The organism is Haloferula chungangensis (genome assembly GCF_042664875.1).
GTDB classification, from domain to species: domain Bacteria; phylum Verrucomicrobiota; class Verrucomicrobiia; order Verrucomicrobiales; family Akkermansiaceae; genus Haloferula; species Haloferula chungangensis.
Genome location: NZ_JBHTBS010000002.1, coordinates 257,687 through 282,997, shown reverse-complemented (window position 1 = coordinate 282,997; position 25,311 = coordinate 257,687). Strand labels below are relative to the sequence as shown.

The window sequence follows — 25,311 nt, the reverse complement described above, 5'->3', positions numbered from 1 at the left end:
TTTAGGGATGACTACGAGATCCATAAGAAAACAAGGCCGTGCCGTTGAGGCCCTGCTGATCCTGCTCAAGCATCTCACCGCCCACGCGCGTTGGTTGTTTGCAGCGCTGCTCCTGTTCTATGCCCTCTCGGGGGTTCGCAGTGTTCGTTCAAACGAGCAGGCGCTCCTTTTGCGCTTTGGAAAAATCCAACCTGAGATCCATGGCCCCGGTCTTCTTATCGGGATGCCCGATCCTTTTGATCGCCTCGTTCGCTTCGAGACCGGCCGCGAGTTTAGCATTCCGCTCAACGGATGGGCCACAGGAGGTGTGAAAATCTCCGACCCTGAGACGGCCCTTGAGCTCAATGACGAACAGCTCACGCGCGCCATCCAAAAATCACCCAATGATCCCGACTCCGAGGCTGTTCCAGAAAAGCCAGCCGGCTCCACCCTGGATCCGGTGGTTGATGGTTACACGCTCACTGCGGACTTCAACATCATCCAGGGCCGATTCGTGCTTCGCTACCGGATCAATGATCCCTTTCTCTATGCCACGGCCGGAGATGACATTGATACGCTCCTCTCGCGTCTCGCCTACCGCGCGCTCAGCAGCCAAATCGGCACGCGCAACATCGATTCATCACTGACTGCTGATCGCCGGGAGCTTGCCGCCCGTGCCGCGGATTCGACACGCATCCTTGCAGGCGAGCTGAATCTCGGCGTGAGCATCACAGCGATCGACATCATCGAACTCGCCCCTCCGAGCCAGGTTGTCGCCGCATTTGAGGATGTCTCAAATGCCCGTCAGTTTGCGAAAACCATCTACGAAAACTCTCGTCAGTATCACGACGAGACCTTGGAAAAGTATCGTGGTGAAGCCGCCGCCATCACTTATCGCGCCGAGGGACACGCCGCCAAGCTCACATCCACCGCTGCCGGAGAGTCAGCCGCCTTTCAGGAGATGCTCGTCGAGCACCGGCGTAGTCCCGCGCTTGTTTCCCAACGTCTTCTCAGTGAAACCCTGAGCACTGTGTTAGGCGGCGTGCAGTCGCGCACTCTGGTGCCCGCCGGTCAGGCCCGGCCTTCGTTGATGATCGAACCAGCTCCAGAATTTTCCCGCTAAGCTCATGACCGCAGACCTTCCACTCGACACCGAAACACGCCGCCGTCTCGCGCTGCTTTTCATCGCTAGCGCACTGATGCTCGCCTCCGTGATCAGCGCATGGCTGCGTCCCGGCCAGGAAATCGTCAGTCAGACCTTCGCTTTGCTCGCGGCACTGATTGTGGCCATTCCCATCGTCACCGGACTCATCAGCGCCATCCGTGCCACCGGATTTGCGGCAACCCAATTCTACATGGATCAGTATGTGGTGCTTGCCCTTGCGGCTTGTCTGGCGACCGGGAAGTACCTCACCGGAGCCATCGTCGCGATCGTATTGCTTTTCGGCCAGATGCTCGAAGAGCGCACCACCGTGGGAGTGGAGATGGCACTGGCGAAGCTCCGCCAGCTGTCCAGGATACGGGCACGCCGCAAATCCGGCGATTCCTACGAAGAGATCGAAGCCACCGAGTTGCAGGCTGGCGATGTGATTCGGATTCTCCCCGGCGAAGCCGTGCCAGCGGATGCGATCATCCTTTCCGGAACCGCACTCATCGATCAATCCTCGATCACCGGTGAATCCGTGCCAGTTGAGCTGAGTCCCGGGTCGGAAATTTTCGCAGGCACCAACAACCTCAATGGATCGATCGACGCGCAGGTGACCACCATTGGTGAGGAAACCGTGATGGGGCGGGTCCAGTCCATCATCGAGGAGGCCAAAGAGTCGGAAGCCCCCATCATCTCCCTTGCCGAAGACTACGCGCGATACTACACGCCGCTGATTCTCCTCATCGCCGCCACCGTCTTCTTCTTCACTCAGGAAATCGAGCGCGCCATCGCCGTGCTTGTCGTTGCCATCCCCTGCGCCTTCGTTCTCGCCAGCCCTTCCGCGATGGTTTCCGCCATCGCTGCTGCCTCGCGGATGGGACTGCTGGTCAAATCCGTCCGCCACCTCGAATCCGCGCGCCTCACCGATACCGTCGTATTCGACAAAACCGGCACCCTCACCGAGGGCAAGCTCGAACTCGAGGATGCGGCCGTCCACTCTCCGAACTACTGCAAATCTAGTATTACGCGCCTGGCTGCGGCCATCGAAAGTCGCTCGAACCACCCGATTGCGCGGGCCATTTCGCAAAGCGTTCCCGAAAGCGAACGTCCTGATGTCGACTCCCTCATCGAGCACCATGGACTGGGTCTCGAAGGGGTGGTCGAGGGGAAGTCAATTCTCATCGGCCGAGCCAGTTTCCTCGAGAACGCCGGGGTCGATCTCGCCATCGAACCCGCCTGCCACACGCGTCACTCGCTGGTCCTTATTGCCGTGGACGGCGTGCATGTGGGCACATTCTTCCTGGGTGACAGAATTCGCCCCGAAGCTGCCGAAACCCTTGCGCGTCTTCGATCACTGGGCATCTCGGATTTTGTCATGCTTACCGGAGACCGCCAGGAGGTTGCGGAAGGCATCGCCGCCCAGGTAGGCATTACGGAGTTCAAGGCGAACTGCCTGCCTCAGGACAAGGTCGCTCACATTCGTCAACTGCGCTCTGCCGGCAAGCGTGTGATGGTCGTTGGAGACGGACTCAATGACGCGCCGGCATTAGCGGAAGGAGATCTGGGGGTGGCGATGGGAGCACTCGGCAACGACGTCACCGTGCACACCTCGGATGTGGCGCTGATGTCGGGGGATCTTCGGCGTCTCGCGGATCTTCTCATGCTCTCTTCCAAGACCGTCGGCATCATCAATCAGAATCTTCTCTGCGGCTTCGCCTTCATCATTATCGCCATCGCTCTTTCCTCCCTCGGCTTCGTCAATCCGATCGCCGCCGCCTTCTTTCATGAGTTCTCCGCGTTCTTTGTGATCTTCAACAGCGCCCGTCTGCTGCGATTTGACGGGATGGAAGAGAAAAAGGAGGACGCTTCCTTTCCCACCGAAGCGACAGCACACCCAGCCATCGCATGAAAACTCTGCCCATGCTTGCCACCTCCCTGCTGGTGCTGGCGATCATCGTCGGCTTCGGCATCCGCGCGAGTGAACGTCCGGAGCCCTCCATCAGCGAGCCACTCGAACGCCCATCCAGACCTTCAGTCAGTCCGCCCTTCTGGAAATCGGCAGAAGTTTCGGATCCCGGTCGGGAGATCCCTGTTAGAATCATTCAGGCTGAAGACCTAGGAGCCCTCCCACCCGCCGCCGACACTGACCACGTCGCACTGCTCACGCAGGCAATCGAAGGGATGGACCGTGCCGCCATACAGTCGGCAGCGCTTGCCTGGTATCGTCATGATCCGCAGGCGACCCGGGATTGGCTGGCGGCGCAGCCGAGCCTGGATGATCTCCAGCCAGCCATCAGTTACATAGTGCACGAGATCTCCGAGAACGGCGATCTGGATGCGGCGATCGAATGGTCCGCATTGATCGATGAGGGACCGGCACGCGAGGATACGATATTTGAAATCCATGCGCTGGCGCTGAGAAACGGACTTATTACGAAGGACCAGATCAAGCTCGAGTTGATTGCGCCATCGCGACGTGCCGAACTCCTCAGTGGCGCCGCCGGAGATTGAGGGACTTCGACCGGCTTGCAGCGATCACGGGGGATCCTGCGCCTTTTTGGGGTTTCATCTTTCGATTTTAAAGTTTCCTCTCCCCCCGTGCCCACCACTGCCGAATGGCTCGTCCTGCTCGCCGGCTTTTTCGCCGCAGTCATGAATTCCGTCGCGGGCGGCGGCACCATGCTGACCTTTCCCGCCCTGCTTGCCGCCGGACTGCCGCCGGTGCTTGCCAATACGACATCCACCGTGGCGCTTTATTTCGGCCTGCCCGGCTCGGTCTGGGCCTTTCGGCATCGGCTCCTCGAGGTGAAGAAATGGATCGTTCCCCTCGGCATCGTCTCGCTGCTTGGCGGCCTGCTTGGAGCCGGCTTGCTGCTCTGGCTTCCTGAATCCGTCTTCGAGAAAGCCGTCCCATGGCTCTTGCTCTTCGCGACTCTCCTGTTCCTTCTCAACGGGCCGATCCGGCGCTGGCTCAAGAAGCACGACACGGAGGAACCCGAGCGCCCCAAGACCTGGGGAATTGCCTTCCAAACCGGCGTCGCCATCTACGGCGGTTACTTCGGGGCCGGCATCGGGATCATGATGCTCGCCGGCCTCGGGGTGCTCGGCCTGCGCGATGTGAATCGGATGAATGGCCTCAAAGCGCTTCTCGGTCTCCTTTGCAACACCGCCGCCGTCATCTGGTTCATCGCCGCAGGTGCCATCGACTGGCGACTCGCCGGCTTCCTCCTCGCCGGATCGATCCCTGGATACTTCTTCGGATCCCATTTCGCCCAGCGGATCCCCGCCGCAGCCGTGCGCGCCATCGTCGCCGTGATCGGCATCGCCATCGCCGGCCACCTCTTCTGGAAACAGCTCAGCGCCTGAGCGTTCCGCAGTTTTTTTGAAAAATTTCTAAATTCTTTTGAACATCCGGACAACTTAAGTGTCTACTAGACCGAACGCCGCGCTAAGCGGCTTCATTGTAAGGGTAAAACAGCACAGTCGATCCTCCCATGGGTGTGGGATTTTTGACATTAAACAGGCCGCCGGACGTGGGACTCCGGCGGCCTTTTTTTTTACCTCTGCATCTCGCTCAAGCGCTCGCCCAGCACCCGGGCCTCGACGCGAGCGTAGGGCCGGAAGGTTTCGAGGCTTCCCATTGCCTCATGGTAGAGCAGCGCCCGATGCAGGCCGAGATTCCCCGCTGCCGGAGTGTCGATCAGGGCCGCCGAATCATTTCCGCTCATCTGGAAGAGCACCCGCATCTGGAAATCGCTCAGCATCTTCCGAGGAATCCAGCGACCGACGTTGCTCCAGGTGTCGATGCTTACCACCACGTGGATTCCCAGCGCGGGCCCTTCGGTAATGAGCTTTTGAAAGATCTTCGATGGACTCTCACCGCTGCCGCCCGAGTCATCGAAGGAGAAGCTGAATTCCTCATCCGGTTTCAGGGACTTGAAACGCTGCAAGTCTCTAACAACGAGGAACACATCGTCCCCTTCTCCGGCGTCCATTCGTTTCGCCAACTCAGCCATTGCCTCATCGAGCTCACCCGGAACATGGATCTCACCACCTTGGGGCAGAAGCTTCACCAGCTCGGCAAGATCGCCCTGATCCCCTTCCGGATCGAGCACCACCAGCTTCAGACCAGACGTCGGGTACTGGGATGACAACGAGGCCAGCGTGCCGCCCAAGATTGCCTTCATCCGGTCCTCGCCCTGCCCCACGATCAGCAGGTTTGAGCCACTCTGTCTGACGAATGCCGCCTCAGTCGGCCCTTTGATCGAATTCGGCGCGCCCAACCAGGCTCTCGCGATCTTCGGTTTCCCGATCGCGGGCACCGCCAATGCGGCTTCGAAAAGCTCGTTGTCCAGAAGTTCCGCCGGAGCATTGCCTTCAAACACCACCGGTGCCGGCATCTTGATTCCCCGCTCACGCGCGAGCGCGATCACTTCGTCCAGTCGCTCATTCCGCTCCTCCTCACCCAGCCAGACGGCTTGGAAGGGACTGTTAGAAGCTACAGCTCCCGCGTTGTCATTGTAGATTCCCTCACCCGGACGCGTCAGCAGGCGTGGTGCCGGATTGTCGTCGTCCATGATCAGGTAGGCATCCGCCTCATTGCACTGAAGCGCGATCCGGATCACCATTTGTCCCAAAGTGGCGCGGGCCAAGGTGTAGGCTCCACCCAGCGTCTGCGATCCGAGGATCACATGAATGCCGAACGCTCGACCCTGCCTCACGATCCGATCCAACAGCAGTGATGCCTCCTGTCCGGTGCCATCATCCTCGGTGAAAAACTCTTGAAACTCATCGATCATCAGCAAGGTCCGCGGCAACGGCTTGCCCGTCGCTTTCCGATATCCCGCCACATCCTGCGCCCCGCATTCGCGGAATAGCTCACCTCGCCTCCGCAGTTCATCGTCCACGCGATGCAGTACGCTCAGACCGAACTCGCGATCACTCTCGATCGCCACCACCCGCGCATGCGGAAGACGCTTCGTCCCATAGCACTTGAACTCGACGCCCTTTTTGAAATCGACGAGATAAAACTCCACTTCCTCCGGACTGCAATACAACGCGAGGTTCGTGATCATCACGTGAAACAGCGTCGACTTACCCGAACCGGTCTTACCGGCAATGAGCGCATGCTGTCTGGTTCCTTTTCCGATTGAAAGGTACTGCAACTTCTTCGCCCCGGTCCGTCCGATCGGCACGCGCAGTTCCTCCCCTGTTTCTTCCGTCCAGAAATCCCCGTCCGGCGTGATGCTCGAAAACGGCACTTCCACGCGGTTTGAGTCGACACTTGCTCTTCCCAAGCGATGAACGATTTCCGTCGCCAAAGCATCATCGGGTGCTTTGTCCAAGCTCACTTCGCCTTCACCCTCCAGCAGCCACTTTCCCGCCCGTTGCGTCAGACAAAGACAAGTCTTCTTCAATTCCTCATCCAGCCCCTTGTCTCCGATCGTCTTCCCTGGTTCGACTTGAATCAGAATGAACACCCCACACCTCGCCCCGCTCGCCGCCAAGCTCCGCAAACGTGTCACGGCGGTTTCACTCATTCCCGAGGGAAAACCAGCGATCACCACAAACTGATACTTTTCCGCGATCGTTCCGGCCTGCTCGTTGTACTCGGTGATTGTTTCATACTCGTTGCGAAGGTACATCTGGATGACCTTCTCAACGTGTTCGTTCAGATCCGCCAGGCGCTCTTCGATCTGCTGCGTCTGCGTCCAGATCCGGCCGTGGATGATACTGTCTTCGTAGTCCGCCAGATGCATGAGCCCCGCATAGTCCCGACCGAGTCCGACGGGGTCGATGAAGGTGAATGCCACCCGTCCCGGCGGATGCGTCGCCAAAAGGCGGAGCACGATCGAGTTGATCGCACTCGCCGCCTCTCTGGCATCGCCATCAAATCGCAGCGAACCATGCCCCGGAAAACCCAGTGCCAATGGCACCTCAAACTCCTTCGCTTCACCGAGATCAAAGCGTGGGTCCTGAGGCAAACGTTCGACCATCTCGTCCATGGTGACCTTCATTTGGCCGAAGGGGACCACCTGCTCGCCCGATGCCGGAGGTGTCCAGTTTTCCAGCCATGCCTTCGACCAGTCAGGGAAACGCCTGCCGGCATCAGCCATGAGTCCCGCCAGTTCATCGCGCAATTCCACAATCTCCGGCCACTTCCGATGGAGTTCAGCCAAGGCCGCCTCATGCACTTTATCGGCCTCGGCTGCCTTTCCCTGATAGATTTTTTCCCGGGCGGCCGCCTCCGCGGCACATGCTTCTTCCCACTCTGCCAAACGCCGAAGGTGTGCTTCTTCGACCCTCTTTAGCCGGCGCGCATGCAAGCGTTCCTCCTTCTCCGGAAGCCTTGCCAACTGACTCTCCAATTTTCCGCGACCCAAGCGGATGAGTTCCTGCGATTCCGTTTCACTCGTGATCAGGGTTTCACTCAGTTCGCCTCGCAGAGCCTCTGCCTCTCCCTGGATCGCCTCCTTTAGCCCGAGCACTTCCTCTTCCATCGCGCCAACTGCCGTGGCACCCGCCAAACGAATCCGCTGCAGCGCCTCGGCGAGCCTCGCAACCGAGCCCCAACAACTTGCCAGCGCGATTAAGTAAATCGCCAGCACCCCACCGGCCGCCATCCCCGCCGTGGGCAACCACCCCATCACATTCCCAGGATCACCCGAGAGCCATGCCGCCACTCCGAATGTTGCCACCAGCCACACGCTCAAAGGCACAAACCGGAACAGCTTTGCCATCGGTGAACCCGTGACATGACCGAGTGACTCCTCGGCACGGGCGAAGAGATTCTTCCCGTCGTCCATCGACACCTTCACGCCCTTGCCTGCCAGCTTCCCGGCAACGAGCGGCTTGAACGATCGCAGCGACTTCAATGCCTTTCTCTCCAGCTCGGCGATTTTTACCGCATCCTCAGCGGTCCTCTCCCGCACGGAAGCAAGCAGCTCCTGTTTTGTCGCATACTCTCTCCCCCGCTCGTCCTGACTTCTAAGAACCAGTGACTGCACTTTTCCCACTTTCCCATCGCGCTCCCGAGCAATCCGGTCAGTCAAGGAACTACGGGCATCATGGTACTTCGCATCAATCCATGCCAAACGGTCGGCATGCCGCTGCTTCGCGGCTTCGAGATCCCGCTGGTACTCGTCTTCCAGTGCCAGGCGTTCCGACTCCATCGGCTCCTGTGCTCTTTCTCCCTCCTCGCGGAGTGCCCGTCGAGCGGCCACCACTGCTGCAGTCCTCACTTCTTCCGCCGACAATTCACCGGCAGCCGTGGCATCTAACAGAGTCTTCAACTTACCGAGCACGTTCAGCACGTGTCCCGGATCCAGGGGGTCATTCACAATCGGCATGTATTTTAGAAAAAAGTCGTTCCAGTTCGTCCATCACCCGCACCGCGCGCGAGACATCCTCGCCCAGTCCCATTAGATAGGTCCTGCCGAACTCGTCTGCCTTGCCATCGCGCCAAGTCTCACGCACCCGTTCCCAGGCCGCCATCAACTCGCGGGTCGAATCATTCAACGCCCCCTTCGCCGCCCCCGCGCTCACGCCTCGCCCCCTTCCTCATCAGTCGTGGCCGGACCATCGCGATCATGCCTTCTAACGCCCCGAACTTCCGCGTAGTCTCGCAGGAGACCGATGGTTTCACCCATGGCGGAAATCGATTTCGGAAGCGATGTCGACAGCCTTTCCCGCATTCCATCAAGCTGTCTCGTGCCCGGTGCCACGATCGCATCAAAGTCCCGTGCCCAACGTTTGGTCACCCGCAATTTCTCCTCAGCCTCCGCCAGACTCCGGCTCGCTTTCTTGACCGCCAGTTGCTGCACCGAATGATCATCCTTCAATTCGGAGAATTTCGAGCTCATCAGCTCCGCCTCCGCCTGCTCAAGTTTCCGGGTCCGGCGTTTCACCTCAGACTGCCAATGCATCCGGCGATCAAAAGTAATCCACTCGCGCATTTGCTTCACGTCGCCACTGACGTCGTCCAGTGACTGGGTTGCCCGGTTCTGATATCGCAGCAGTGCCGTGCGGAATTCTTCCAGCGCGTCAATCGATGCCACTCGTGCCTGCTCCGCCATCGCAAATATCAGGTTTCAGGTTTCCTAACTGCTATCCCTGATCCAAGTATTGCTGAATCCTTTCGGCCTTTCTCATCAGGTATGGGGCGTGTCGTTCAGCCACCTCGTTGAAGCGTTTCAATCCCTTCATCGTCTGCATGAACTCACCGGCAAACTTTTCCTGCTCCTGATCCTGCCACGAGTCTCCCAATGCCGTGAATCGTGACATCAACGATCCGGCGCGGTCGCGAAGATCTTCATTGAAACGCTTCAGCTCCGCCGCAAATCGGCGTAGCTCTTCGGGGTCTACTATGGCTTGGGACATGTCGTGATGGGCTTTCTAAGCAATGCATGGCATCGGAGAAAGATCAAACCCCAGGTAGCATCCGAAGTTCCAAATCCCGCTGTCCTGAATCGCAGGTCGATGCCATCGCTCCAAACTTCCGGCCACTCCCAGCTGGAGCATGCCATCATCTCGATACGCTTCGAAGCGTTTCACGACCCGGACTTCAAGAATTCATCCCCAATCAGGCATTTCTGCGCTACGCTTCACTCATGGCCAGCTGTCTCGGCGGCCTATTTCCGATTCATCAAACACCCATGCCTACCGTTCGCCTATCCGGCACCATCCTCGGCGCCGACGACCCTGCCAGATCAACGCGCGCCAAACTTCTCTACCTGCTCTACGAAGCCGGTTGGGACATCTACAACTCGAATGGAGATCAGCGAATTACTCTCGCCAACATCGAGGAAAAGATCATCGAGTCCGATGCCTTCGTCTTCACCCCCGGTGCCACCTTGGAAGACATGTTCAAAGCGATCTCCGTCTTTGTCGGCTATCAGACGCTCGACCGCTTTCTCACCGGGAAGCCCACCATCATCCTCAACTGCGACCAATCCTGGAACCCCTTCTACAAGCTTCTGAGGCATCTCGAAGCAATGGAAACCATCAAGCAGGACCATTCGGAGTTCATGCTGAATGCCGAGACGCCAAAGGATGTCATCCGGCTTCTCGACCGGGCCCGCGAACGCGGCACCCCGGATGCCGAGCGTGAGAAAGTCTGCTCAGCCACGATTCCGGCGACCGGTTCGCCGCCACCAGCAGACAGCCGTGGCAACGTCTGCGTTTTCTGCTCCGCCACCTTGGAAGACCCCGCCTACATCGCAGATGGTGAAGCGCTAGGTCGGCAACTCGCAGAGAACCGGCTCGGGTGCGTCTCGGGTGCCGGGCGCTCCGGCATCATGGGCGCCGTGGTCCGCGGATCAGTCCAAGCGGGCGGCTGGACCGCCGGTTCTAACGTCCCGCACATTATCGAGCTGGAAGGCCTGCCCGATGGTCTTTCGCAGTTTTGGCTGCGTGAGGACATCTACACCCGCATGGAAGTGATGATTCATCATTCGAACGCCTTCGTCATCTTCCCCGGTGGGGCCGGCACCGTTCAGGAACTCTTCACCCTGATGATCTTCAAACAACAGGGTCATCCCATCATGAAGGACAAACCCATCGTCATCTTCAACCGGCGGGATCCCAAGGGCGACGGTTTCTGGGACCCGCTCATTGCCCTTCTCGATGAGCTCTGTGAAACCGACAACTATCAGGTGGCCGACTCGCTCGATGACATCATCCCGGCCGTGACCCGGAATCTGATTCCCAGCTGAGCCAACGACTCACCTCTCCGAAATCCGAGCGAATTCGTCGAAATACGTTGGGAAGGTTTTGGACGTGCAGCCGGGGTCAAGAATGGTCACTGGAGTGTCCGATAATGCCACCAGGGAAAAACACATCGCGATCCGGTGATCGTTGTAGGTTTCAATCTCCGCATGCCGCAATTGAGTCGGCGGCTCGATCGTCAGGTAGTCCTCACCCTCGTCCACCGTGGCTCCGACTTTCCGCAGCTCTGCGGCCATCGCCGCCAACCGGTCCGTCTCCTTCACCCGCCAGTTCGCAATGTTGCGGATCGTCGTCGGACCGTCGGCAAACAGCGCGGTTGTCGCAATCGTCATCGCGGCATCGGGAATCCGATTCATGTCCTGATCAATCCCACGAAGTCGACCGTGGCGCGAAACCTTGATGTGATCGGCCGCCATCGTGACCTGCGCTCCCATGTCCGCCAGCACCTGGGCAAAGGCGGTGTCGCCCTGGAGCGAATTCTCACCAATGCCCGTCACCGTCACTTCGCCCCCACGGATCGCCGCAGCCGCGAGGAAGTAGGAGGCCGATGAGGCATCGCCTTCGACCAGAAATTGTCCTGGCGAGCGGTACGTCTGCCCGGCAGGGATTTTGAAACTCTTGTAATGGTCGTTCACCACCTCCACCCCAAAGGACTTCATCAGTGCCAGAGTGATGTCGATGTAGGGTTTGGAAACCAGATCACCCTTGATCTCGATCACCACCTCTCCGGTGACCAAGGGAGCCGCCATCAGCATCGCTGTTAGAAACTGCGACGAAACGCTGCCATCAATCGTCACCCGGCCTCCTTCGAGGGCTTTCCCTTGAATTCGCAGCGGTGGGTAGCCCTCGTTCTTCTCGCAACTGACATCGGCGCCAAGCTGCCGAAGGGCATCGAGCAGATGCCCGATCGGACGTTCTTCCATTCTCGGTTCTCCCGTCAGTCGCACATCGACGGGCGAAAGCGCCAAGGCCGCCGCGAGCGGCCTCATCGCCGTGCCGGCATTTCCCAGAAACAGCTCCACCAAACCGTCGGTTGAGAAGGCTGCCCCACGCCCGGCCACCTTGCAGAAAGTCCCGCCATCGCTCAGCGAGTAGTTGACGCCGAGCTGCTTCAGCGCCTCGAGCATGTGGCTTACGTCATCACTGACCAGCAGATTGCTCAGCTCCGTTTCGCCTTCGGATAGCGCCGCCAGGAGGAGTGCTCGATTCGAAATACTCTTCGAGCCTGGCAGGTGGATCGTCCCGGAGACGTGCGAAATCGGTTCAAGAGTCAGAGATGTCATCGGCGCGCGGAGCCTCTATAAACCCGGCCGACAATGCAAGCCGCAGCAATCTGCCGCGCCGACTCCCAGGCACGGATCTGCTGATTAGAACAGCTCTTCCAAGTGCTCCGTATCGGTGCGACCCAGAAGCATGAAGGCCCGATTCCCCTTCTCCCAGTGAGCCACGGCCCACTGGCCATGCTTGTTGATCAGCGGATGTCCGCTGCTCGGCAAATCACCGAGCACATCATCGCGTCGGAACACCACGAGATGGACCACCTCGCCTTCTCCGCGTCTCAAGCAAACGATCGCACCGGGCTTTCCATTGACCTCGATGACCCGGCAACCGATGCTCGGCTCCGCCTCGAGTTTGCGGGGCACACCGCCCGAAGGACAGGCGCGTCCCTTTCCTCGGATGAATTTGAACAAAGCCTTCTGATCCGGATTCTTCAGGTCGAGAGCGAAGTCCGGCGACTCCAATGTCGCGATGGCCTGATCCTCAACAAAAGAAACTGGCACCGCCGAGCCTGTGGAATCAGAGGTTGCGGCATCAGAAATGGAAACAAGTGGTCCTGAATTTTCGGCCGGCGGCTCCGATTGAACCATGAACGCCAGCGCAATTCCGGCAGCCGCGGCGAGCGGCACGCCGAAGCGCCACCACGAAGAAGATCGATTCGTCGACCCGCTCGGATTCGTGTTCGGAACACTGCGGCCCATGGCTTCGACAATCTCGTCGCGCAGGCCACGCGGCGGACTGATCATCGCCAGGCCACCAATGAGCACGGCGTCAATCTCGTCTGCCTGGGGAAGGTCTCCGCGTTCTGCGGCCAGACCCGCCAGAATTTCCTCGCGCAACCCTTCCGGCAGGGGGAGCCTGCCCAGCATGCTGGAAAACTCGGCATCTTGCGCCCGCTCCTTGGCCAACCAATCACCAAGGTCTCGATCCGCTGCCGCGAACTGCAACGCTTCAGCGAACTCTGGCTCTGCAGCATCCGAACCGTCGGGTCGAAAGCATCGCAGTATGAATCGTGCTTCTTCCTTATCCATGGCTTTTCAAAGTTCCTGGGTTCATTTGCAAAAGATTCTTCGGGGCGGACGATGGCTCCGCGGTCATGCGGCGGCGCAGCATCTCCTTCGCTCGGGAAATGCGCGACATCACCGTGCCGATCGGGACGTCCAAAATTTCGGCGATCTCCTTGTAGCTGTGCTGTTGGAGATAAAAAAGAGTGATCGGAGCCCGGAACGTTTCGTCCAGGTCACCTAACAGCTCGAGAGCCCGTTGCCCGTCCATCTGACGGTCCGCATCATCTTCGGATGACTCCAAACGTCCTGCGACGGCTTCAGTCAGCTCCTGGTCACTGTAGCGTTTCGATTTTCGGGCATGGGAAAGGAACTCACGATGCAAGGTCGTAAACAGCCAGGTTTTCGCCCGCGATCGCTCGCGAAGCTGGTGGCCTTTCTGGGCCCAGATGCAGAAGGTCTGCTGAACCAGATCCGACGCCGTGTCCGGATTCTTCGCCAACGACATCGCAAAGCGGTACAGCGCCTGATAATGCGCATCAACCAGTTGCTCGAATTCACTCATTAACAATCCTGAGAGCCTGCACCTCCCGGATTATTCCTGCGACGAGAAAAAAACTTTCTCCCATCTCACTCAGCGAGTCCCGGGAAATAATATCACCTTGCCCGGTTTCACCGCGTCATGGCGCCGCGATTTTCGCGCCTCGCGATCCATCAGACGAGATGCCAGTTCGAGAACTTGTTGGAGATCAGAGGGGCTGGGTGACTTCGCAGGGAAGGCAATGGTCTTGGCGGCCTGTTGGCTCATGGGTCAAAGTAAGAGAGCTTGGGTATGCGGTGGGACGCCCGATAATCAATAAACGCCATCTTCAAAGCAAGATATAATTCACTGACTTCTAGATACTTTCGATATCTTAAATATTTTCACCGATCCCTTTCCGCCTCATCTCCTTCCGATCCCTAATGTCGAGGAATCCCAGCGTCTGCCCGTGCGAATACTGAGGCAACGACCCCAGTCCGGGGCGCTGAGAGCCGGAGACTTTCCTCTTTCGTCCAGCGGCCTGGAAGTTTACTCGATCCCTGCTGAAACCGTCCCATATGATGCACCAAATAACCCGCCGATCCTTCATCTCCCGCGCCGCCCTGGCCAGTGGAGTGACATTTCTCGCCCCTCACGCGCTTGCGTCGGGCTCCAATACCGAGCTCAGAATTGCCGTCATCGGCCTGCGCTCACGGGGGAAGGAGCTACTGAGCCTTGTGCTCAAAGGGACCAACGCACGGCTGGTCGCGGTCTGCGATGTGGACCCTGCCATTCTTCGCGAGCACGTCGACAAACTCGCCAAGAAGAACGTCAAGGTCGCGGCCTACTCCGACTATCGTACTTTGTGCGAAGCCAAGGACATTGATGCGATAGCCATCGCCACTCCCAACCATACCCATGTGCTGATCAGCGTCACTGCCGCAGCCAATGGCAAGCATGTCTATGTGGAAAAGCCCGTGTCTCATAACGTTCAGGAGGGCATTCAACTTGCCGACGCCCAGAAGGCTTTCGGCGTGATCATTCAGCATGGCTTCCAGCGCCGCACCGAGACCGCTTGGCAAGATGCCTTTGAGTGGATTGGCGAGGGACATCTCGGCGAACTCAAGCTGGCTCGCGCCATCTGCTACAAGCCGAGACCCTCCATCGGCAAAGTTCGTGGTCCGCAGCTCGCCCCGGAAGGACTCGACTACGATCTTTGGTGCGGTCCGCGTCAGAGAACGCCCATTCTTCGCAAGCAGTTCCACTACGACTGGCACTGGCAGTCGAGCTGGGGAAATGGCGAGATCGGGAATCAGGGCGCGCATCAGCTCGATGTCTGCCGCTGGGCGCTCGGCGACCCCCAGGACATGCCGCGCTCGGTGTTTTCCTGCGGAAATCGGCTGGGCTACCTCGACGATGGTTATTGGCCCAACACCCAGCTTGCCTCCTTTGATTACGAAAAAGCTCCTGTTCTCATCGAAGTCAGAGGACTCCCCGCCAGGGAAATGAACTTCAAGGCAGGCATGGACCAGTTCCGCGGAGAATCGGTTGGCAACATCATCGAGTACGAAGGGGGGGCGCTGATCGGGGGTCACTATGCCAATTGCCACGTCGTCGATGAGTCCGGAAAGAAGCTCAAGGAATTCTCAGGGCCGTCCACCCCCATTCAGACCTGGATCGACTCCATTCACTCAGGTAAGCAATCCTCCTCGCTTTCCGCCCGCAACGGCCACCTCTCCAGCTCCCTTTCCCACCTCGCCAACATCTCATGGCAGCTTGGGACCACCGCTTCGAAGCTGGACGGCAGCGAGCCCCCCGCGATCAGCGAGGCCTTCGGACGCATGACCAGGCATCTTGAGGCGAACGGCGTCGACCTCAACAAAACGCCTCTCAAAATCGGAGCCAAGCTCTCGCCGAATGCCACCGGCAGTGCTTTCACGGGGGAGTTCAAGCCCATTGCAGATCCTTATTTGATGGAGCAAAACCGGGAAGGGTTCGAGCTGCCGATCTAAAGAAATGGAAGGGAGTCCTGACGCCGTCAGTGTGCCGTCCGGCCATCGGCGCGAAGAAATCGGCTCTAGAAGAAGAAACCTACCGCGATTTCCCTTGACGGTCCAAGTGCCCCGTGCATTCTTCGCCGCCCGTTCAAAACGAACCCCTTTTCATCATGGCCAGAGTTTGCAGCATCAGAGGAAGCCGAGTCCGCTCAGGCGGTATTATTAATCGTTCAGGTCTCGCCAAGAAAAAGGGCGGAATTGGTCGTCACGTCACCAAAGTCGTTAAGCGCAAGGTGACTCCGAACCTTCAGACCAAGCGCATTTGGATCCCGGAAGAGAACCGTTGGGTGCGTGTCACGCTCTCCTGCCGGGCTCTCAAGACCATCAACAAGAATGGTGCCTACACCACTCTCAAGAAGGCAGGCCTGATCTGATCAGCCGTAGATCATCCATTTCACAAGCGGCCCGGAGGAAACTCCCGGCCGCTTTTTCGTGCCCGACAGGCAGGAATGCCGCCCCTAGCCAACCACCACGGGCACCAACACCCCGTCCTTCATGCCGTGGATTTTCTTCTTATCCGCTGGGACGATCGTCGCCAAGCAGCCCCCAAGTTCCGTCCGGCCCTCAGCATCGGTGAAATAGTAAGGACACAAACGCGCCCGCCCCTTCATCATTTCCACCGAACCATCGTCCGAGAAAACCGGGTGTTCGATGATCCGGCTATCCCTGAACTCCTGCAAAATCCACGGCTGCTGTTCGAAGTCGTGCAAGGCAGAGTCGAGACGCTCGCGCCATTCGTTTTTCGGAAGGTCCTGGCCAACAAAGACCCCTTTCGAGCCCCATGCCGTCTCGTGGAATCCGCTGATTTTGAGCACCAGCTCCCGCTCTTTTTGGCTGAACTCGGCAACCTCCTCCCACGAGTGCACATCCAGCCTCGGCAGTGCCGCCTGCGGCGGTAGCGGCGAGGGGTCCACCACCCATCCAAACGGCACCAACTCACGGATCCGCCTCAAGTGGCTGCCTCGCAGCATCCCCTCCCACAATGGCCGCAGTGCCGGCGTCCAGAACAGCGCCAACCACAGCTTGTCCTCCAAATGGGGTTTGCAGGGCGGATTCATCGCGACTTCCCCCGCTGCCGACTGCTCCGCCAGGCGTCGCGCCAGTGGCACCGACTCCCAATCGAACCACTCGAAGAATCGGTAAAGTGCCCGACCGTCCGGTTGATAAGCCTCGGCAGGAAGCACTTCACGGCCACCACCTGCAAGCCCGACCAGATACTCCATTTCGCGACGATAATCCGCCGCCTCCTCCGAAATCAGCACCGCCCCCCCTTCATCGAGCACCGAGGAAAAGCCATCGACCATCCCCCGCGAGCCCCCGATCACTTCGTAGCCATCATCCGCATAGAGTCCGGAAAGCCACGCGGTGATCCCAAGACCGCCCGGTACCGAATCGAGTTCCGTTAGGGAAAATCCTTCCTCCCCCAGCAACAAATCCGGCCGGATGACTCGCGGAAACTCCCCGCGCAGTCCGGCACGCCGCTGGACATCCACCATCCACGTCGGCTTTCCCGTGTCCATCAACTCCGCAATCCAACCCGGCAATCCCCCCACGCCACTGCGTCGATAGATCTCATCGCAGGCTTGCTGGAATCGAGCCAAGGGATGCCCCAATCCCTTCAGGGAGCGGGCTTCGCCCTTCGACAAAACAAGGGGCTCCGGCGAATAGCGCCAGCCCCCTTCATACAAACCGCCCTTCGGAAGGGCCGCTTGGATCTGCTCTAAACTCAGGCTCATGACATCGATCGCAGGGCACCGCGGACCAATTCCTCCGTGCTCGCTCCGGGAGTCTGATCCAGCATTTTCCGCACCGCCTTGCGCGCATCCACCTGCTTGTATCCCAGCGCCACCAGTGCCAGCTCCGCATCCGCCGTCGCCGGTGCCATTGCTCCGCTCGCCACATCGGCCCAGGTCTCGGCGACACCCACCTTGTCCTTCAGCTCCAAAACGATCCGCTCCGCCGTCTTTTTCCCCAATCCCTTGATCTTCGAAAGCTCAGCCGACTCGCCACCCGCCACGCAGGCCTTGAAGCGACCCACCGGCATGCCACTCAGCACCGCCATCGCGATAACCGGCCCGATCCCGCTGACCCGCTCGATTAACAACAGAAACACGTCCCGCTCCTCCTCCGTCGCGAATCCATAGAGGACCTGGGTGTTTTCCCGAACATGGAAATAGGTCCGCAGTTCGACCTCCTTGCCGATCACCGGATTGAGCTGATCCACACTCGAAACCGGCACCAGCACCTCATAACCCACGCCTCCGACGCCCAGAATCAGACGGTTCGGAAAACTATCCCACACTTTGCCCCGCAGTCTGACGATCATCAGCCGCTAGCTTGCCCCGACATCGCCCCTCGTCAATTCCCTTCAGTTCACAAATCCGCCACCTCCCTCCGGGTCCCGCCAGCCGCGCCTTCGATGAGAAAATTCGTTCTTTTTACTTGAAATTTAAGACTTGCTTACTTTTTATATTATTTTTGGATTGCCCTCTTTTTTGCAGTCGCTTTTGTTGTAAGTTGCTGCTAAGGTAGCTGCGTTATGGCAACCACCACGAAACGCACTCGGTTTTCACGCCGACTTCCCGATCATGTTACCGATGAACTTTGCGTCGTCCTCGCGGAAGACAAAGTCTTCGGTTTCAACGACTTGTTCGAACGCGTCTTCGAGAATCTGAAAGTTCGCAACGCCGTTAGCGGTGGCGAAGAAATGCTTCGCCTCCGGGCTTATGAGAAGCTTCAGAACCTCGTGACCCGCGGCCTCGTCGAGAAGCTTGGCAAGGAATACAAAGGAACTGACCGCGTTCACGAAGCCTCCTCCGAGTGGCTCGCGAAGCAGGCTCAGGAAGATTGATATTCATACCGACACTGCATATTTCCAAAACCCGCCCCGGATTCAAACCCCGGAGCGGGTTTTTTCGTGTCCGGGTTCCGTCCCCTCAAGCCCACGCAAAATTCGGACCACCGATTTCCATTCCTTACTTGGCACCCGTCCCGCTCCCCCCTATCAAAGCCCTGTCCCGCCATGACTGATCAATTCCTTCCCGTCTTCTTCCAGATTCTGGTCGCCACCGGCTTTGCCGCTGTGGCCCTGACCCTCAGCGTGGTCTTGGGAAAATCCGCCAAGCGCAATGCCACCAAGGACAGCGCCTACGAGTGCGGCATGCTTCCGATTGGTGACGGAGCTCCTCGTTTTTCGGTGAAATTCTACCTCGTTGCGATGCTCTTCGTGATCTTCGACATCGAGGTTGTCTTCATGTATCCGTGGGCCGTTCAGTTCCGCGATCTCGTCGCCGGAGGCAACGTCGTCCCCTTGCTCAGCATGGCCAGCTTCGCCGGCATCCTCGGCTTTGCCTACGTCTACGCCCTGAGAAAAGGCGCGCTGACCTGGAAGTAGTCAGCGCGCAAAATTCATCGCGCCGCGGATTTTGGACTGCGGTGGCAGAGCGCAGCGGCGACACCGCTTTGCGAGCCGCCCTTCCATCCCTGTCCCCCAAACAAGTCCCTTCTGACGCCAAAGCTCACTCCACCATTTCGCTGCCGAGCCCGCTATAAATGCGGTGTCGCCGTCCGAAGACTCTCTGCCACCGCAGTCCAAAGCCTGCGGCTCATGATTCGGGGCTTTCCTCGTCTGTCCCGACGATGATCAGAAACACCTCGGGATCAGGATAGGACGAGCGAAAAAACGTCGGCGATCCTTTAAGAACCGTGATTCCAGTCCGCATGGTGGTTTGTCCGTCGTCCCCGAATAACTCGACTCCCAAATCCTGGAGCGACTGATTATCATCACCTTTGGGAGTCACTTTTCCCCGTGTCCGCTCACCGGAAAAAGCCAACGAACCACCAGCCGAGCCAATCTTCGAGCTCAGGCGACCTCCTTTCATCAGGATCTTTTCCAGCGCCTCCCGGTTACTGCGGTCGGAGACTCTCACCCCCATCACCAAACCGGGCATACTCCGCTCAAACTCCGTCTTGGGGTCGACGAAATCGAAGTATCGCCTGAAGTCACCTGCCGGCAGGCCGATGATTCCGATCTCGCCCGCCTTGATGGCGAAAAGTGAATTCACGCGAGCCCGCGCTTGAGCCCGCGACATCCGCCCCAGTGGAGCCCCTGTCCCGAATGGAACCGAATCCTCCTCTCCAAGACGGAGAACCGAATTCTCCTTCGCTCCACTACCCGCCTCCGAATGCGGATCACTCCAAGTCCGATGAACCGCAAGCCATGCGCCGCCAAGCAGCAATACTACCGCCGCCACGAGGATTGAACGCCGCTTGGGTTGAGCTCGCATCAGTCACCGGCTTCTTCGCTTGTCTCACTTACTTCTTCTCCTTCTGAAGATTCACTCCCCTCATCAGAGTCATCCTCGGCATCCGGAATCACCCGTGCGATATCCTGAAGCTTCTCACCCTCTTTCAGACTGAGCAGCTTCACACCCATGGTATTCCGGCCCGCTTCGCGGACTTCGGAAACCCGGATTCGGATCGACTGACCACCTGAAGTCATCAGCATCAGTTCGTCGCTCTCCTGAACGCTCACGGCACGCACCACCTCACCGGTCTTTTCTCCGACCTTCATCGTGATGATGCCCTTCCCTCCTCGAGTCTGAGTCCGGTAGTCGCCAAACGGAGTCCGCTTACCGATGCCGTTTTCAGAAGCCACGAGCAGCGTCGAATCCTCGGAAACAATCGCGAGACCCACGACATAGTCGCCTTCACCCGGTTTGATGCCGGCAACACCGGCTGTGGCACGCCCCATCGATCGTGATTGTTCTTCAGGGAAGCGCAGGCTCAGGCCCTTACGTGTTACCAGGATTGCTTCGTCCTTGCCGGAGGTCAGACGCACGTCAATCAACACGTTGTCTTCCTCGAGGCGGATCGCGATGATGCCGTCCTTACGGTAGTTGCGGAAGTCATTGAGTGGCGTCTTCTTCACCTTGCCACTACGGGTCGCAAAAAGCACATAGCCCGCATCCTCGCGGAAGGTAATGTCGTTGCCATCCTCATCGGTGACACGCTCGAGACGCAACATCGCCGCAATATTCTCGTCGGCCTGCAGGTTGAGCACATTCTTGATGCTTCTTCCCTTGGCTGCACGCGATGCTTCGGGAATTCCATAAACCCGCTCGACATAAACCCGCCCGGTGTTCGTGAAGAACATCAGGTAGTCGTGCGCCTGCACCGAGAACATCTGTTCGACGAAATCCTTCTCGTCTTCGTCCTTCGAATTACGCGTTTCCATGCCGCGCACGCCCTTGCCTCCACGTGCCTGCACCCGGTATTCGCTGGCTGGCGTACGCTTGACATAGCCACGGTGGCTGAGCGTCACGATCATGCCATCATTGGCAATCAGGTCTTCGATCGCGATCTCACCCTCGTCTGGAAGGATGGGACAACGACGCGCCGTCGCGTACTTTTCCTTAATCGCGAGAAGCTCTTCCTTGATGATCGCGAGCACCCGCGACTCCTTGGCAAGGATGTCCATCAGGTCCTTGATCTCCTCAATGATTCCATCGTACTCGCCCTTGATCTTGTCCTGCTCCATCGCCGTGAGCTGATAGAGTCGAAGTTCAAGGATCGCGTTGACCTGTCGATCCGTGAAGACGTAGCGATCACCCTTGATGCTTGGCTGATCGCGGATTAGCACGCCCAGCCTTTCGGCGGTTGCCACGGAGAAATCATAAGCCTTGAGCTTCACCCGTGCCTCATCGCGGTTCTTCGACTCACGGATGATTTTGATGAAGTCATCGAGGTGACCCAGCGCCAAAAGGAAGGCTTCCAGGTTTTCGGCGCGGTCTTCCGCTTTCTTAAGAAGGAAGCGGGTCCGGCGAATCACCACCTCACGGCGGTGATCAATGAAGGCGTCGAGGCAATCGATGACCGACATCTGCTTCGGCCGGCGTTCGTGAATCGCCAGCATGTTGACCCCGAAGGAGGTCTCCATCGCCGTCAGCTTGTAGAGTTGGTTCACCACAACCTGCGGTCGGGCTTCACGCTTCAGGGTGATTTCAATCCGCGTTTCCTCATCGGAAAGGTCGCGCATTCCGGAAATTTCGGTGAGCACCTTTTCCCGGACCAGTTCGGCAATCCGCTGCTGAAGCGTCGCGCGGTTCACCCCGTGCGGCACCTGGCGGATCGTAATCGTCGCCGTCCCCGAGGCATTCTCCTCGACCTCCATCGTGCCGCGAATCTTCACGCTGCCACGTCCTGTCCGGAAGTAGCTGTCGATTCCCTTGTAGCCGCGAATCTCACACGCGGAGGCAAAGTCCGGCCCCTTGATGAATTCCTTGATGCCTTCGACCGAAATCGTCGGATCATCAATACGGGCACAAACGCCGTCGATCACTTCGCCGAGGTTATGCGAGGGAATGTTCGTTGCCATCCCGACCGCGATGCCCGTGCCGCCGTTGACCAGCAGGTTCGGAATCGATGCCGGAAGCACCACGGGTTCCACCGAGTTTTCATCGTAGGTGACCTGGTGGTCGACCGTCTCCTTCTCGATGTCGGTCAGCATCGCCGATCCCATCGGCGTCATGCGGGCCTCGGTATATCGCATGGCAGCCGGCGCATCGCCTTCCACCGAACCGAAGTTACCCTGACCATCGACGAGCGGTTCGCGCAGCGTCCATGGCTGGGCCATGTTCACCAGCGTCGGGTAAATCGCACCATCACCATGCGGGTGGTATTTACCCATTGTCTCACCGACAATACGCGCGCACTTCAGGTGCGGTTTGCCCTGCGTCAGCGAAAGGTCGTGATGCATCGCATACAGCAAACGTCGCTGCGACGGCTTGAGGCCGTCCCGTGCATCGGGAAGGGCTCGCGAAATAATCACCGACATCGAGTAGTCCAAAAAGGACTTCGACATTTCGTCGGCTACGTTGATCCACTTGATCTGTTCTTCAGACATCTCTCAAAAATTCTCTTAGGTTATCGCCAGGATCAGACATCCAGGTTTTGCACATTCAGTGCGTTGTCCTCAATGAAGCGTTTGCGCGGCTCCACGATATCGCCCATCAGCACGTCGAACATCTTGTCCGCTTCCAGATCATTCTCATCATCCAAGCGCACTCTGAGCAGTTTGCGGGTGGCCGGATCCATGGTCGTTGAATAGAGTTCCTTGGCGTTCATTTCACCAAGACCCTTGAATCGCTGAATCCGCATTCCCCGACGCCCGATTTCGAGAACTCGATCGAGGATCTCAAACAGGTTGAAGACCGGGCTCGGCTCCGTGTCCTTTCCGTCGCCTTCGATCAATTCGTAGATCGGCTTGTCGTCCGAGAAAAACGGATCGGTTTGGACTCCGAACTCGCGCAAGCGCTCAAGGAACTTCGAAATCGCCGTCGACTCGTGAAGTTCGTACTTCACCGCCCGTCGCGGCATGGTCCCATACTTTTCCTTGAATGCCGCCTCTTCCTCTTCGCTGAGTTCCTCGTTGAAGAGCTGCAAATCACGATTCTCAGAAGCGAAGGTCAGCAGTTCGCGTTCGCTGGTGAAATAGAGTACCTCCTCCACGTTCCCTTCACGGACACGGACCAGATACTCGGGAAGTTTTCCGTCAACAGCCGCTTCCAACAGATCACGGAAGCTTCCTCCATGCCCTTCGAGGGTCTTGGTGAATCGGGTCATCTGTGCCAGCACGTCGAGGACGCTCTGAAGCAAGTCGCTCCCTACAAACTCGGAGGTTCCCGGCTTCTGCAAACGCACATCGTCGGAACCCAGCGAGATCAGGATCTTGTTCAGCGCCGCATCATCGGCCACGTATTCCTCACGCTTTTTCCGCGTCACCTTGTAGAGCGGCGGTTGGGCGATGTAGAGATATCCGGCCTTCACCATTTCAGGCATGTGCCGGCAGAAGAAGGTCAGCAGCAGGGTGCGAATGTGTGAACCGTCCACATCGGCATCGGTCATGATGATGACCTTGTGGTAGCGGACCTTCTCCAGTTTGAAGGCGCCCTCCTGGTCTCCATCACCAATCCCCGCACCGATCGCTGTGATCATGGCCTGGATTTCCTTGTTCTGGAGCGCACGGTGAAGACGTGCCTTTTCAACATTGATTACCTTACCGCGAAGCGGAAGGATCGCCTGGGTCGTACGATTTCGGCCGGACTTCGCGGAGCCTCCGGCCGAGTCTCCTTCGACAATATATATTTCAGACTTTGCCGGATCCCGCTCCGAGCAATCCGCCAACTTGCCGGGCAGGCCGCCACCAGATAGCACCGATTTGCGCACCGTTTCACGCGCCTTGCGAGCGGCCTCGCGGGCCCGCGCCGCATTGACACCCTTTTCGATGATCGTTTTGGCCAAGCCTGGATTCTCTTCGAAGTAGGTCTGGAGTCCGTCGTACACGATCGAGCTGACCACCCCTTCGATCTCTGCATTGACGAGCTTGTCCTTGGTCTGCGAACTGAATCGGGGATTCGGCATCTTGACGCTGATCACACAGACAATGCCCTCACGCACATCATCCCCCGAAAGCGCCGGATCCTTGTCCTTGAGGATCTTGTTCGCTTTCGCGTACTGATTGATTGCGCGCGTCAATGCCCCGCGAAAACCCGTGAGGTGCGCACCACCATCCGCATTCGGAATCGAGTTGGCAAAACACAGGATCTGATCGTTGTAGCTGTCATTGTACTGGAACACGACGTCTGCAAACACGTCGTCTTCCGTAAGCTTGCCGTCATAATCCACCTCGACCTTGCGCTTTCCTCTCAGCACGACCGGCTCCGGGTGAACCAGCGTCTTGTTCTCGCCAAGCTGGGCGACAAATTCCTCGATGCCCTTCGCGTAGTAGAACGTCGTCTTTTTGGCGCTTTCCGGCCGCTCGTCCTCAAGCTCGATGGTCAGTCCCGGGTTGAGGAATGCCAGTTCGCGCAAGCGCTTCGCGAGTCGCTCAAACTCGAACTCAATCGAGTCGGTGAAAATCGTCGCATCCGGGAAAAAGGTTACGCTTGTGCCCGTCTGACCGACTGGCACTTCGCCAATCACCTCCAAGGGCTTGGTCGTCTTTCCGCGTTCGAAGGTGATCGCGTGCACTTTGCCCTCACGTCGAACCTCCGCCTTGAACCAATCGGAAAGCGCATTGACGCACTTCGCTCCCACGCCGTGAAGACCACCGGAATACTTGTAGGCTCCTTGTCCGAACTTACCACCGGCGTGTAGACTGGTAAGTACCAGCTCGACGGCAGGAATGCCGAACTTCGGGTGGATATCCACAGGGATTCCCCGTCCGTTATCCGTGATACTCACCGATCCATCGACGTGGATCGCAATCTTGATCAGATCGCAATAACCCGCCAGATGCTCGTCGATCGAGTTATCGAGAACTTCGAAAACACAGTGATGCAGGCCGCGGATATCGGGGTCGCCGATATACATTCCGGGCCGCTTTCGGACGGCCTCCAACCCCTCAAGTTTATCAATCTGCTCAGCACCATATTGCTGCTCCCCACTGACCTTGGTTTCGGCCTCTTCAGGCTCTTTTGACTCGTCGGACATGAACCTGAGGATAGTCCGAAATCGCCTCGCTTGAAGCAAGGCCGATCACCCGAAATATCACCTTTTTTCCGACCTGCCTCAGACACGTCAAGATGCTGATTTTCAGCA

At 58.3% G+C, this 25,311-nt stretch carries 21 protein-coding genes; 9 read left to right on the top strand and 12 right to left on the bottom strand.

Annotated elements, in window-relative coordinates; all coding sequences use genetic code 11:
* The first annotated feature begins 7 nt into the window (after window positions 1-7).
* The 4 genes from hflK to ACFQY0_RS05080 all read left to right on the top strand — a co-directional run bounded on the left by hflK (window position 8) and on the right by ACFQY0_RS05080 (window position 4,492).
* A complete protein-coding gene (gene hflK / locus ACFQY0_RS05095; RefSeq protein ID WP_379709879.1) occupies window positions 8-1,102 on the top strand; it encodes a protease modulator HflK in 1,095 nt (364 codons plus the stop codon).
* A 4-nt stretch (window positions 1,103-1,106) separates the two neighbouring features.
* Window positions 1,107-3,035: a heavy metal translocating P-type ATPase gene (locus tag ACFQY0_RS05090; protein WP_379709876.1), complete on the top strand. Its 1,929-nt coding sequence runs from the start codon at window positions 1,107-1,109 to the stop codon at window positions 3,033-3,035.
* Entirely contained in the window at window positions 3,032-3,637 is a 606-nt protein-coding gene (locus ACFQY0_RS05085) for a hypothetical protein (protein ID WP_379709873.1), read from the top strand. The genes ACFQY0_RS05090 and ACFQY0_RS05085 overlap by 4 nt, the downstream gene beginning before the upstream one ends.
* Before the next feature lie 87 nt (window positions 3,638-3,724).
* Window positions 3,725-4,492 (top strand): sulfite exporter TauE/SafE family protein, encoded by a 768-nt coding sequence (locus ACFQY0_RS05080; RefSeq protein WP_379709870.1) that lies wholly within the window; start codon window positions 3,725-3,727, stop codon window positions 4,490-4,492.
* A gap of 191 nt (window positions 4,493-4,683) precedes the next feature.
* Here ACFQY0_RS05080 and ACFQY0_RS05075 read toward each other — a convergent pair whose 3' ends face one another.
* Genes ACFQY0_RS05075 through ACFQY0_RS05060 form a run of 4 tightly spaced genes read right to left on the bottom strand, consistent with a single transcriptional unit; the run spans window position 4,684 to window position 9,505 of the window.
* Entirely contained in the window at window positions 4,684-8,466 is a 3,783-nt protein-coding gene (locus tag ACFQY0_RS05075) for an FtsK/SpoIIIE domain-containing protein (RefSeq protein WP_379709868.1), read from the bottom strand.
* Window positions 8,459-8,644, bottom strand: coding sequence for a hypothetical protein (locus ACFQY0_RS05070; protein ID WP_379709866.1), 186 nt, complete (start codon window positions 8,642-8,644; stop codon window positions 8,459-8,461). Before ACFQY0_RS05070 ends, ACFQY0_RS05075 begins: the two co-directional genes overlap by 8 nt.
* A gap of 23 nt (window positions 8,645-8,667) precedes the next feature.
* On the bottom strand, window positions 8,668-9,201 hold the full coding sequence (locus tag ACFQY0_RS05065; protein WP_379709864.1) for a hypothetical protein: 534 nt from the start codon (window positions 9,199-9,201) through the stop codon (window positions 8,668-8,670).
* A 31-nt stretch (window positions 9,202-9,232) separates the two neighbouring features.
* Window positions 9,233-9,505 carry a WXG100 family type VII secretion target gene (locus ACFQY0_RS05060; RefSeq protein WP_379709862.1) on the bottom strand — a complete coding sequence of 91 codons (273 nt, stop codon included), beginning with the start codon at window positions 9,503-9,505 and terminating at the stop codon, window positions 9,233-9,235.
* A 275-nt stretch (window positions 9,506-9,780) separates the two neighbouring features.
* On the opposite strand from ACFQY0_RS05060, the gene ACFQY0_RS05055 reads away from it, so the two are divergent.
* On the top strand, window positions 9,781-10,839 hold the full coding sequence (locus ACFQY0_RS05055) for an LOG family protein (protein WP_379709860.1): 1,059 nt from the start codon (window positions 9,781-9,783) through the stop codon (window positions 10,837-10,839).
* 9 nt (window positions 10,840-10,848) lie between these two features.
* Here the strand turns inward: ACFQY0_RS05055 and aroA are convergent, their stop codons facing one another.
* The 3 genes from aroA to ACFQY0_RS05040 form a co-directional block, all read right to left on the bottom strand.
* Window positions 10,849-12,135, bottom strand: a complete 1,287-nt coding sequence (gene aroA, locus ACFQY0_RS05050) for a 3-phosphoshikimate 1-carboxyvinyltransferase (protein ID WP_379709858.1) — start codon at window positions 12,133-12,135, stop codon at window positions 10,849-10,851.
* Window positions 12,136-12,219: 84 nt separating this feature from the next.
* A complete protein-coding gene (locus tag ACFQY0_RS05045) occupies window positions 12,220-13,161 on the bottom strand; it encodes a hypothetical protein (protein WP_379709856.1) in 942 nt (313 codons plus the stop codon).
* Window positions 13,154-13,699, bottom strand: coding sequence for an RNA polymerase sigma factor (locus tag ACFQY0_RS05040; protein WP_379709854.1), 546 nt, complete (start codon window positions 13,697-13,699; stop codon window positions 13,154-13,156). Before ACFQY0_RS05040 ends, ACFQY0_RS05045 begins: the two co-directional genes overlap by 8 nt.
* A 536-nt stretch (window positions 13,700-14,235) precedes the next feature.
* On the opposite strand from ACFQY0_RS05040, the gene ACFQY0_RS05035 reads away from it, so the two are divergent.
* A complete protein-coding gene (locus ACFQY0_RS05035) occupies window positions 14,236-15,666 on the top strand; it encodes a Gfo/Idh/MocA family protein (RefSeq protein WP_379709852.1) in 1,431 nt (476 codons plus the stop codon).
* A gap of 155 nt (window positions 15,667-15,821) precedes the next feature.
* Window positions 15,822-16,085 (top strand): 50S ribosomal protein L28, encoded by a 264-nt coding sequence (gene rpmB, locus ACFQY0_RS05030; protein WP_379709850.1) that lies wholly within the window; start codon window positions 15,822-15,824, stop codon window positions 16,083-16,085.
* 84 nt (window positions 16,086-16,169) lie between these two features.
* Here rpmB and ACFQY0_RS05025 read toward each other — a convergent pair whose 3' ends face one another.
* Window positions 16,170-17,447 carry a hypothetical protein gene (locus tag ACFQY0_RS05025; protein WP_379709847.1) on the bottom strand — a complete coding sequence of 426 codons (1,278 nt, stop codon included), beginning with the start codon at window positions 17,445-17,447 and terminating at the stop codon, window positions 16,170-16,172.
* Window positions 17,444-18,037 (bottom strand): Holliday junction branch migration protein RuvA, encoded by a 594-nt coding sequence (gene ruvA / locus ACFQY0_RS05020; RefSeq protein WP_379709845.1) that lies wholly within the window; start codon window positions 18,035-18,037, stop codon window positions 17,444-17,446. The genes ACFQY0_RS05025 and ruvA overlap by 4 nt, the downstream gene beginning before the upstream one ends.
* A gap of 213 nt (window positions 18,038-18,250) precedes the next feature.
* On the opposite strand from ruvA, the gene ACFQY0_RS05015 reads away from it, so the two are divergent.
* Both ACFQY0_RS05015 and ACFQY0_RS05010 read left to right on the top strand, forming a co-directional pair.
* The gene (locus ACFQY0_RS05015) at window positions 18,251-18,562 is read left to right on the top strand and encodes a hypothetical protein (RefSeq protein WP_379709842.1); all 312 of its coding nucleotides are present in this window, start codon (window positions 18,251-18,253) and stop codon (window positions 18,560-18,562) included.
* 171 nt (window positions 18,563-18,733) lie between these two features.
* Window positions 18,734-19,105, top strand: a complete 372-nt coding sequence (locus tag ACFQY0_RS05010; protein WP_379709839.1) for an NADH-quinone oxidoreductase subunit A — start codon at window positions 18,734-18,736, stop codon at window positions 19,103-19,105.
* A 211-nt stretch (window positions 19,106-19,316) separates the two neighbouring features.
* On the opposite strand, the gene ACFQY0_RS05005 is transcribed toward ACFQY0_RS05010, so the two are convergent.
* Genes ACFQY0_RS05005 through gyrB form a run of 3 tightly spaced genes read right to left on the bottom strand, consistent with a single transcriptional unit; the run spans window position 19,317 to window position 25,203 of the window.
* On the bottom strand, window positions 19,317-19,997 hold the full coding sequence (locus tag ACFQY0_RS05005) for a hypothetical protein (protein ID WP_379709837.1): 681 nt from the start codon (window positions 19,995-19,997) through the stop codon (window positions 19,317-19,319).
* The gene (gene gyrA / locus ACFQY0_RS05000) at window positions 19,997-22,615 is read right to left on the bottom strand and encodes a DNA gyrase subunit A (protein WP_379709835.1); all 2,619 of its coding nucleotides are present in this window, start codon (window positions 22,613-22,615) and stop codon (window positions 19,997-19,999) included. The genes ACFQY0_RS05005 and gyrA overlap by 1 nt, the downstream gene beginning before the upstream one ends.
* Before the next feature lie 32 nt (window positions 22,616-22,647).
* Window positions 22,648-25,203, bottom strand: coding sequence for a DNA topoisomerase (ATP-hydrolyzing) subunit B (gyrB, locus tag ACFQY0_RS04995; RefSeq protein WP_379709833.1), 2,556 nt, complete (start codon window positions 25,201-25,203; stop codon window positions 22,648-22,650).
* Between the last annotated feature and the right edge of the window lie 108 nt (window positions 25,204-25,311).

What these genes read in the sequence shown, in the direction of transcription:
- hflK (WP_379709879.1), top strand. Translation starts at nt 8, where the DNA reads ATGACTACGAGATCCATAAGAAAACAAGGCCGTGCCGTTGAGGCCCTG.
- ACFQY0_RS05090 (WP_379709876.1), top strand. Translation starts at nt 1,107, where the DNA reads ATGACCGCAGACCTTCCACTCGACACCGAAACACGCCGCCGTCTCGCG.
- ACFQY0_RS05085 (WP_379709873.1), top strand. Translation starts at nt 3,032, where the DNA reads ATGAAAACTCTGCCCATGCTTGCCACCTCCCTGCTGGTGCTGGCGATC.
- ACFQY0_RS05065 (WP_379709864.1), bottom strand. Translation starts at nt 9,201, where the DNA reads ATGGCGGAGCAGGCACGAGTGGCATCGATTGACGCGCTGGAAGAATTC.
- ACFQY0_RS05060 (WP_379709862.1), bottom strand. Translation starts at nt 9,505, where the DNA reads ATGTCCCAAGCCATAGTAGACCCCGAAGAGCTACGCCGATTTGCGGCG.
- ACFQY0_RS05055 (WP_379709860.1), top strand. Translation starts at nt 9,781, where the DNA reads ATGCCTACCGTTCGCCTATCCGGCACCATCCTCGGCGCCGACGACCCT.
- aroA (WP_379709858.1), bottom strand. Translation starts at nt 12,135, where the DNA reads ATGACATCTCTGACTCTTGAACCGATTTCGCACGTCTCCGGGACGATC.
- ACFQY0_RS05045 (WP_379709856.1), bottom strand. Translation starts at nt 13,161, where the DNA reads ATGGATAAGGAAGAAGCACGATTCATACTGCGATGCTTTCGACCCGAC.
- ACFQY0_RS05040 (WP_379709854.1), bottom strand. Translation starts at nt 13,699, where the DNA reads ATGAGTGAATTCGAGCAACTGGTTGATGCGCATTATCAGGCGCTGTAC.
- ACFQY0_RS05035 (WP_379709852.1), top strand. Translation starts at nt 14,236, where the DNA reads ATGCACCAAATAACCCGCCGATCCTTCATCTCCCGCGCCGCCCTGGCC.
- rpmB (WP_379709850.1), top strand. Translation starts at nt 15,822, where the DNA reads ATGGCCAGAGTTTGCAGCATCAGAGGAAGCCGAGTCCGCTCAGGCGGT.
- ACFQY0_RS05025 (WP_379709847.1), bottom strand. Translation starts at nt 17,447, where the DNA reads ATGAGCCTGAGTTTAGAGCAGATCCAAGCGGCCCTTCCGAAGGGCGGT.
- ruvA (WP_379709845.1), bottom strand. Translation starts at nt 18,037, where the DNA reads ATGATCGTCAGACTGCGGGGCAAAGTGTGGGATAGTTTTCCGAACCGT.
- ACFQY0_RS05015 (WP_379709842.1), top strand. Translation starts at nt 18,251, where the DNA reads ATGGCAACCACCACGAAACGCACTCGGTTTTCACGCCGACTTCCCGAT.
- ACFQY0_RS05010 (WP_379709839.1), top strand. Translation starts at nt 18,734, where the DNA reads ATGACTGATCAATTCCTTCCCGTCTTCTTCCAGATTCTGGTCGCCACC.
- ACFQY0_RS05005 (WP_379709837.1), bottom strand. Translation starts at nt 19,997, where the DNA reads ATGCGAGCTCAACCCAAGCGGCGTTCAATCCTCGTGGCGGCGGTAGTA.
- gyrA (WP_379709835.1), bottom strand. Translation starts at nt 22,615, where the DNA reads ATGTCTGAAGAACAGATCAAGTGGATCAACGTAGCCGACGAAATGTCG.
- gyrB (WP_379709833.1), bottom strand. Translation starts at nt 25,203, where the DNA reads ATGTCCGACGAGTCAAAAGAGCCTGAAGAGGCCGAAACCAAGGTCAGT.